Origin of the sequence: Pseudomonas sp. K5002 (genome assembly GCF_013386655.1) — a bacterium.
GTDB lineage: Bacteria > Pseudomonadota > Gammaproteobacteria > Pseudomonadales > Pseudomonadaceae > Aquipseudomonas.
Window position 1 is genome coordinate 1 of sequence record NZ_JACARK010000159.1, and the last position, 6,851, is coordinate 6,851.

The 6,851-nt window shown below is 59.2% G+C and carries 9 protein-coding genes and 1 pseudogene; 5 read left to right on the top strand and 5 right to left on the bottom strand.

Annotated features, from left to right (window positions below):
- Together HX846_RS39510 and HX846_RS08780 are read left to right on the top strand one after the other, a co-directional pair.
- A pseudogene (locus HX846_RS39510) lies at window positions 1-83 on the top strand (DUF2946 domain-containing protein); the annotation flags it as partial.
- Window positions 84-178: 95 nt separating this feature from the next.
- Window positions 179-2,305, top strand: coding sequence for a TonB-dependent siderophore receptor (locus tag HX846_RS08780; RefSeq protein ID WP_178965278.1), 2,127 nt, complete (start codon window positions 179-181; stop codon window positions 2,303-2,305).
- A gap of 156 nt (window positions 2,306-2,461) precedes the next feature.
- On the opposite strand, the gene HX846_RS08785 is transcribed toward HX846_RS08780, so the two are convergent.
- The 3 genes from HX846_RS08785 to HX846_RS08795 all read right to left on the bottom strand — a co-directional run bounded on the left by HX846_RS08785 (window position 2,462) and on the right by HX846_RS08795 (window position 4,248).
- Window positions 2,462-3,478, bottom strand: coding sequence for an ABC transporter substrate-binding protein (locus HX846_RS08785; protein ID WP_008437166.1), 1,017 nt, complete (start codon window positions 3,476-3,478; stop codon window positions 2,462-2,464).
- Window positions 3,479-3,601: 123 nt separating this feature from the next.
- Window positions 3,602-3,799, bottom strand: a complete 198-nt coding sequence (locus HX846_RS08790; RefSeq protein WP_008437165.1) for a hypothetical protein — start codon at window positions 3,797-3,799, stop codon at window positions 3,602-3,604.
- Complete coding sequence (locus HX846_RS08795; RefSeq protein ID WP_003214715.1) at window positions 3,799-4,248, bottom strand: hypothetical protein; 450 nt, start codon at window positions 4,246-4,248, stop codon at window positions 3,799-3,801. Before HX846_RS08795 ends, HX846_RS08790 begins: the two co-directional genes overlap by 1 nt.
- Before the next feature lie 415 nt (window positions 4,249-4,663).
- Between HX846_RS08795 and HX846_RS08800 the strand changes: the two genes are divergently transcribed.
- From HX846_RS08800 to HX846_RS08810, 3 genes are all read left to right on the top strand, one after another.
- A complete protein-coding gene (locus tag HX846_RS08800; protein ID WP_083853233.1) occupies window positions 4,664-4,918 on the top strand; it encodes a hypothetical protein in 255 nt (84 codons plus the stop codon).
- Between the two features lie 141 nt (window positions 4,919-5,059).
- Complete coding sequence (locus HX846_RS08805; RefSeq protein WP_003214713.1) at window positions 5,060-5,290, top strand: hypothetical protein; 231 nt, start codon at window positions 5,060-5,062, stop codon at window positions 5,288-5,290.
- Between the two features lie 83 nt (window positions 5,291-5,373).
- On the top strand, window positions 5,374-5,610 hold the full coding sequence (locus HX846_RS08810; RefSeq protein WP_003214711.1) for a DUF2789 domain-containing protein: 237 nt from the start codon (window positions 5,374-5,376) through the stop codon (window positions 5,608-5,610).
- Window positions 5,611-5,614: 4 nt separating this feature from the next.
- Here the strand turns inward: HX846_RS08810 and HX846_RS08815 are convergent, their stop codons facing one another.
- Both HX846_RS08815 and HX846_RS08820 read right to left on the bottom strand, forming a co-directional pair.
- Complete coding sequence (locus tag HX846_RS08815) at window positions 5,615-5,818, bottom strand: hypothetical protein (protein WP_003214710.1); 204 nt, start codon at window positions 5,816-5,818, stop codon at window positions 5,615-5,617.
- 125 nt (window positions 5,819-5,943) lie between these two features.
- A partial coding sequence (locus HX846_RS08820) for a methyl-accepting chemotaxis protein (protein ID WP_178965279.1) occupies window positions 5,944-6,851 on the bottom strand: 908 nt, incomplete at its 5' end.

Here is a 6,851-nt window from a genome sequence, read left to right on the forward strand (position 1 = left end):
CCGCCATCGTTGCCAGTGCCGACATCCCTGCCCGCTTCACCTGGCCTGCGGCTAATCCGCGCGCCCCGCCCGCCTTCGCCTGATACCTGCGCTTTTCTGATTGGCCCACGCGGCTGCCTCCCCCGGGAGTGCGGACGGCACTGGGTTGTTTTCAAGCCAAGTTTTTCAGGATTCAACCATGAAACATTTACCCCTTTTGGCGGGCCTGTTCGGCTGCCTGCCTGTCAGCACCTGGGCGATTGAGCTGGCAACGACCACCATTGAAGGCGAGCAAACCGGTGATGCCGGCCTGGCGCTGGATCAGTCCAGTGGCATGGCCTCGCGCCTGGGGCTGAGCGTGCGGGAAACCCCGGCGTCCATCAGCATTGCCAACCGCAATGACATCGAGCGCCGAGGCGCCAAGACCTTCCAGGACGCGGCCAATACCCTGCCCGGGGTCAACGCCAGCGCGCCGCCGGGGTTTGGCGGTTTCATTTCCTATCGAGGGTTTACCAGCAGCCAGATTACCCAGATGTTCAATGGCGTCGCGGTGTCCGGCGGCCTGGCTCGCCCCGTGGATGCGTGGATTTATGACCGGGTCGAACTGGTGGGCGGGCCCTCCTCGCTGATCAACGGCGCCGGCTCCGTCGGTGGTTCGCTGAACTACGTGACCAAGCTGGCCACCCGTGAGGAACAGGCCGCCGAAGGTCAGCTCACCTATGGCAGCTACGACACTGCCGGAATGGCCTTCGGCCTGAACCACGCCCTGACCGAGCCGGGCGCCGAGGTCCAGCATTACGCGCGCCTGGACGTAAGCCGCAACACCAACCACACCTATATCGATCGCCAGCAGCGCGCTGCCTGGAGCGTCGCGTTTTCCCTGCTGAGTGATTTCACCCCGAACCTGTCCCACACCCTGGCCCTGGAATATCAGGACGAACACGAGGACAGCCCCTACTGGGGCACACCGGTGCTCAACCCGAAGTCGGGCGAGTTGAAGATCGACAAACACAACCGCTTCAACAACTACAACGTGGCCGACGGTCGTTATGAGCAACGCACGATCTGGGTGCGCTCGATCATCGACTACCGGATCAATGACAGCACCACGCTGAAAAATACCCTCTATCACCTCGACAGCCAGCGCGACTATCGCAACCTGGAAACCTACCAGTACAACGCTGATAACAGCGCAGTGAATCGCTCGACGGCCTATCAGGTACGGCACCAGGGTGAGCAGAACGGCAACCAGTTCGAGCTGCGCCATGACGACACGTTCTTCGGCTTGAGCACCACGTGGTCGGGCGGCTTCGAGTACAAGGTCAACAGCACCACCAACAATCCGTTGAATGTGGCAGGCAACAGTACGGTGGACCCGAACAACTATGATCCCGGGCATTTCTATGACATCCCGGGCACCAAGCCCGGTTTCGATCCGGACAAGACCAACGCCGTCACCACCAAGGCATTGTTCCTCGAGAACCGCCTGGGCCTGACCGACAAGCTGTCGTTGCTCACCGGCCTGCGCTACGACGCGATTGACCTTGAAGTCACCAACCACCGGGATATCACCGCCAGCAATCCGCGGCATGTCAAACGCAGTTGGGAGCCGGTGACCGGGCGGATTGGCCTGACGTATCAGTTCATCCCGCAAGCCAATGTCTACGTGCAATACAGCACCGCTGCCGAACAGCCGAGCAGCACCACCCAGGTGTTCGATGTGTCCACCGGCAAGCAATGGGAAGTGGGCAGCAAGTTCGATTACATGGACGGTCGCGGCTCCGCCACGGTGGCCGCCTACCGGATCGAGCGCAAGGACTTCGCCGTCACCGACCCGCTGGACCCGACCAATAGCATTCCGGTGGGCGCGCAGACGTCCAAGGGTATCGAGCTGGCCAGTTCGTTGCGGGTCACGCCCAAGCTATTGCTGGAGGGCAACTACGCCTGGGTCGATGCCGAATACGAGGACTTCAACGAGAAAACCGCCAGCGGTGCCGTGGTGTCGCGCAAGGGCAATACGCCGACCAATGTGCCCAGGCAGGTGGGTAATCTGTGGCTGACCTATGACTTTGCGGAGGATTGGCAGGGAGGTGTGGATGCGCGGTATGTGGCGTCGGTGTATGCCGATAACGCCAACACCCTGACGGTGCCGGCGTATACCTTGTTCGGGACGTTTTTGACTTACAAGGTGGATCAACACACCTCCGTGACGGGCCGGGTGCGCAACCTGACCAATGAGGTGTACGCCGAGTTTGCCCATGTGTCGCCGGCGTATTACCTGGGGTCGCCGAGGACGTTTGAGCTGGCGGTGCAGACGAAGTTCTAAAGCCCAGCAAGTTTCAAGGCAAGAATGAGGTCAGTGTGGGAGCGGGCTTGCTCGCGAAAGCGGTGAGTCAGTCAATACAAATGTTGGCTGAAAAACCGCTTTCGCGAGCAAGCCCGCTCGCACATTTTTGATCGCAATCGGGCTGTTATATCGGTGTTACTTCAGGCTGGCTTCGACCTTCTGCGCCACATCCTCAGTCAGCCACGCCTTCCAGACTTCCGGATGATCCTTGAGGAATGCCTGGGCGACTTCTCGCGGCTGGCTGTGCTTCTCGCTCATTTCGGCCAGCGCCTTGTTCAGCGGCTCGATCGGAAAGTCGACCTTGGCAAAGAACTCGGCGATCTGCGGATGCTCCTTCTGGAACGGCGTGGACACACCGATGCTCAGCTTGGAGGCCAGGGAACGTGTAGGTTTCGGGTCAGGATTGTCTGCATCGGTCAGCGTCTTCCACGCCTCGGCATCAAATGGCGGCTCTTCCAGCTGGATCAGCTTGTAGCGCCCCATCAACGGTGTAGGCGACCAGTAATAGAACAGCACCGGCTTGCCCCGGCGGATCGAGGAAGCAATCTCGGCATCCAGCGCAGCACCCGAACCACTGCGGAAATTCACATAGCTGTCGTCAAGCCCGTAGGCCTTGAGCTTTTGCTTGTTGACCACTTCCGAGGTCCAGCCAATCGGGCTGTTGAGGAAACGGCCCTTGCTCGGTGCTTCCGGGTCCTTGAACACGTCCTTGTAGCGCGCCAGATCCTTCACGCTGCGCAGGTCCGGCGCGAGGGGCTTGATGCCTTTGGCCGGGTCGCCCTTGACCACGTACTCGGGCACCCACCAGCCTTCAGTGGCGCCCTTGACGATATCCCCAAGGCCCACCACTTTGCCTTCGGCCTCGGCCTTGACCCACACCGGGCTGCGGCCGGCCCACTCTTCGCCGATCACCTGGATGTCGTTTTTCGCCAGGGCGGTTTCCAGGGTGATGGTGGTGCCGGGCAAGGTGTCGGTGGGCAAGTCATAGCCCTTTTCGACAATCACCCGCAGCACCTCGGTGATCAGGCTGCCGCTTTCCCAGTTCAGGTCGGCAAAATGAATCGGCGCCTGGGCCGCTGATACCGGCAGCGACGCCACCGACAGACTCAGGGTCGTCAGTGAGGCTGCCAACAGTGCTCGAATTCCTTTCATGCTTTGCACCTCATGCCTTACAGCAATCGCGAATGGCTTTGCTGTAACACCGCGAAGCCTCTGAATACTTAAGTCAACTCAACTGTAGTAGAGGTTCCGGGGAACATGGCAGGTTGCCGGTTTTTACGCAGGATTGTTCAGCCGCTGCAACTCGCGGCGCACCATGCTGGCGAATTCGGCGGGCTTGAGTTCATACAGTTGGCCGGCGACCCAGCTCAACCAGGCGCCCTGCAACTCGGCCTTGCGGGCAAACAATTGAGCCGCCGTGGCTTGGGCATCGAGCAGGTGCTGCTCGTGGAACTGCGCCCTACCCTGGCTCATTACTCGCTGGCCTTGAAGGTCACGAGTTCACCCTTGCGCCATTTGGCGGCCTTGCCGGTGACGGCCTTCAGGGTCTTGGTCAGGCCTTCTACCAACTGCTCATTGGCGGCAAACACCAGCATCACGCTGTGGCCTTCCTTGAACACGATGCCCTGGCCTTCGGCCGAGGACACAAAGGCGTAATCGCCCAGGCCATACACCGTCAACTTGATATCGCGAAACTTCAGTTCGAACTTGCCGCCTTCGCGGCTGGGCAATACAGCGGCCCGGAAATGATCACCGACCTTGAGTTCCAGGCGCGGCTTGTCGTCCACCACCAATGCCGCTTCGGTATCGATCTCGGCGATGTAGATACCTTCAGGTGTCTGCTCAGTGACGTAGACGAAACGGGATTGAAACTGCTTGACCAACTTTGCGCGCAAATCACCCAGCACGAATAACGCGTGCATATCCAGATTACTGACTGCCAAGGAAACGCCCTCACATCAAAAGGGTGCTGTCCGCCCAAGCGGGCAGCACAAAAAAACGGCCGGAAACGGCACGATCACACAACAAATCCACTGATAAAAACTGAAGAAGATCACGCTGCCAGGCCATGAGACTAGTACAGGCGTGCCCGACGCACCTTACGCAGGTCGCCAGGCGTTGCAGGAAATCACAGGTTTAACGACCAGAGAATACTGGCCGACCCACTTCAGACAATAACCCTTTAAAAAATGCAGTTTCCGACATCCAACACAGAAACTAATGCTTTGGATGGAACCGGACGCCGGACACTGACGACAATACTAAAACAGCAACACGGGTCAAAACCACTCGAAATACTGCAAGCGGGTACGCAATGTCGATCGACAGGAGCTGATTATGCAACGACCTCAACCGATTGCCACACCTTCGAACACAGGTTCATCTTTTATCGATGACGGGCAATTCTACTCCCTATACACCCACGACAGTTGCCTGCATTCGGCGCTCTATCGGGTAGTCCCCGCCGGGAGAAACTTTTTCCATATCCTTGAAGTGCCCAGTGGGCGGATCAAAGGTTTTCGCAGCGGCCATAGCCAGGCCTGCGAACTGGCCCGACAGCTGGAAGCCATCCTGCAAGCGCCACACGGCTGAGGCGCGGCTGGCGTTTCGTCATCTGGTTGACTTTACTGCGCCGCCAGCGCGTAACAACTGCCATACTGGTCCGTCCATTGAGATTTGTGCCCTTGCGGTTCAGGTTTCATCAGCGCAATTACCTCCAAGGGAAGGCTATACGTGACGGAATTTGATATTGGCGAATTTTTCATCCATGGCGAAGCCAGGGAAGTAGACGGTGAGTTCCAGGCCGTGATTGTGATGCGGGCCAAGGCTCCCCTGACCACCGTGACGACTCACCAAGTAGAAAAGGACCGCTGGTTCAAAACCGTAGACGCTGCCAACACGGCTGCCAAGGAAGCCGCAAAAGCCCTTAAGGCCGCCGTTGATTCCGGCGCGCTGACCTCCTGATTACCCGGCGCGACAATCCGATCGAACTCTGTCCCGCAACAACCCTCCCATGCATACGATGATCAGCCCGCATGGAGAACGATATGGAAGCGCAGACCTACACCCTCGAAGACCTGTTTGAACAACTTGGAGAAGATTCGTCACCCGAAGGGATTGACGATTTTATCGGCAAACACACCCTGCCCAATGACGTAAAGCTGATTGACGCGGATTTCTGGTCACCGCAACAAGCCCAATTCCTTAAGGATGAACTGCGTGAAGACGCAGTCTGGGCAATTGCGGTCGATGAGCTGAACCAGCGCCTGCACCAGCAACCCTGAGCCTTCAATGCAGGCTGTCTGACTGCTCCAGGTGCAACAGCGCCTCCCAGGCAGCCCTGCACTCTTCAGCCTCATCGCGGCTGGCGAACGCCGTGCCGCGCTGCTCGCCATTGAGCAACACTACCCAACAGGCCTTTTGCCCCAGCGCACGCAGGGTGGGCGGTACGCCACTGCCAATCATCACAGCCACATCGACTTTGGTTTGCATGGAGCGCCTCCGGAAAATTAGTTAGCTGGCTAACAATGTTCGCCATGCTACGGTTTTCTTCCAGTTGGAAAAAGCTATCCCCGGAATAGCTCCCTTGCATTACCTGCAACAATCGCCCTCGTGGGTCAGCGGCCCTCAGGCCTGTAGCCCAGGCGCAAGCCACCCCAATGCCGGCCATTGACCGTGATCGGCACCGACAGATCGTGCATCAACTCACCGGTATCGCGAGTGTAGGTCTGCAACAACACCGCCTGCTGGTGGCTGCCGCAGCGGATTCCCGTGCGGTCTTCAAACTTGCGCTTGGTACGATTTTGTAACGCGTCCACTTGGGCATCGCCGGTCAACGCTTGGGAGAACACCTTGTTGTGGGTTGGCACATAACCCTGTGGCGTGCAGGCGATGGCGAATACCAGGCCCTCATGCCGGGGCAACAGAGCTTCCTGGATGGCCGGCAGCACCTGGTCGGTGTAGCCGTCAAAACGCGTGTGGTACTTGCTTGGCCGCGTGTTGGGAATGGCGGTATAGCTGCGGTCGAACAGGTCATCGAGGCTGATGCGGTTTTGCAGGACGTCGGCTTCAAACTGCGCGGCAATGCGGCTCGCGCCTTCGCGTGCCAGGTCATAGATGCGCTGGTGGTAGTCATCCAGGCCGACCTCGGCAAGGCGCTCGCTGATGGTTTCAGCCTGGCCTTCCATTTGTACGGCGGCGGCGGCCAACTGTTGGGTCTGCTGGTCGCTGACGGTCAAATCGCTGCGCATCTGCTCCACCGCATGGAACAAGCTGTCGAGTTGGGCGCGGTTGGTGTCGGTGCCCTGAGCGATTTCATTGACCTGGCCTTCGACATCCGCTGCCAGGCTGGCGATGCTGTCCAGTTGCTCGCCGGCGTGCTCCACCTGCTCTACACCGGATTGCAGATCCGCCGACAATTGCCGGATCTGCTCCACCACCTGGGCGGTCCGCTGCTGGATATCCGCCACCATCACCCCGACTTCATCGGTCGCCGTGGCGGTTCGCCCGGCCAGGCCACGCACCT

Bases quoted from the DNA above. Each gene is read 5' to 3' on its own strand.
- HX846_RS08780 (WP_178965278.1), top strand. From the start codon at position 179: ATGAAACATTTACCCCTTTTGGCGGGCCTGTTCGGCTGCCTGCCTGTC.
- HX846_RS08785 (WP_008437166.1), bottom strand. From the start codon at position 3,478: ATGAAAGGAATTCGAGCACTGTTGGCAGCCTCACTGACGACCCTGAGT.
- HX846_RS08790 (WP_008437165.1), bottom strand. From the start codon at position 3,799: ATGAGCCAGGGTAGGGCGCAGTTCCACGAGCAGCACCTGCTCGATGCC.
- HX846_RS08795 (WP_003214715.1), bottom strand. From the start codon at position 4,248: ATGCACGCGTTATTCGTGCTGGGTGATTTGCGCGCAAAGTTGGTCAAG.
- HX846_RS08800 (WP_083853233.1), top strand. From the start codon at position 4,664: ATGCAACGACCTCAACCGATTGCCACACCTTCGAACACAGGTTCATCT.
- HX846_RS08810 (WP_003214711.1), top strand. From the start codon at position 5,374: ATGGAAGCGCAGACCTACACCCTCGAAGACCTGTTTGAACAACTTGGA.
- HX846_RS08815 (WP_003214710.1), bottom strand. From the start codon at position 5,818: ATGCAAACCAAAGTCGATGTGGCTGTGATGATTGGCAGTGGCGTACCG.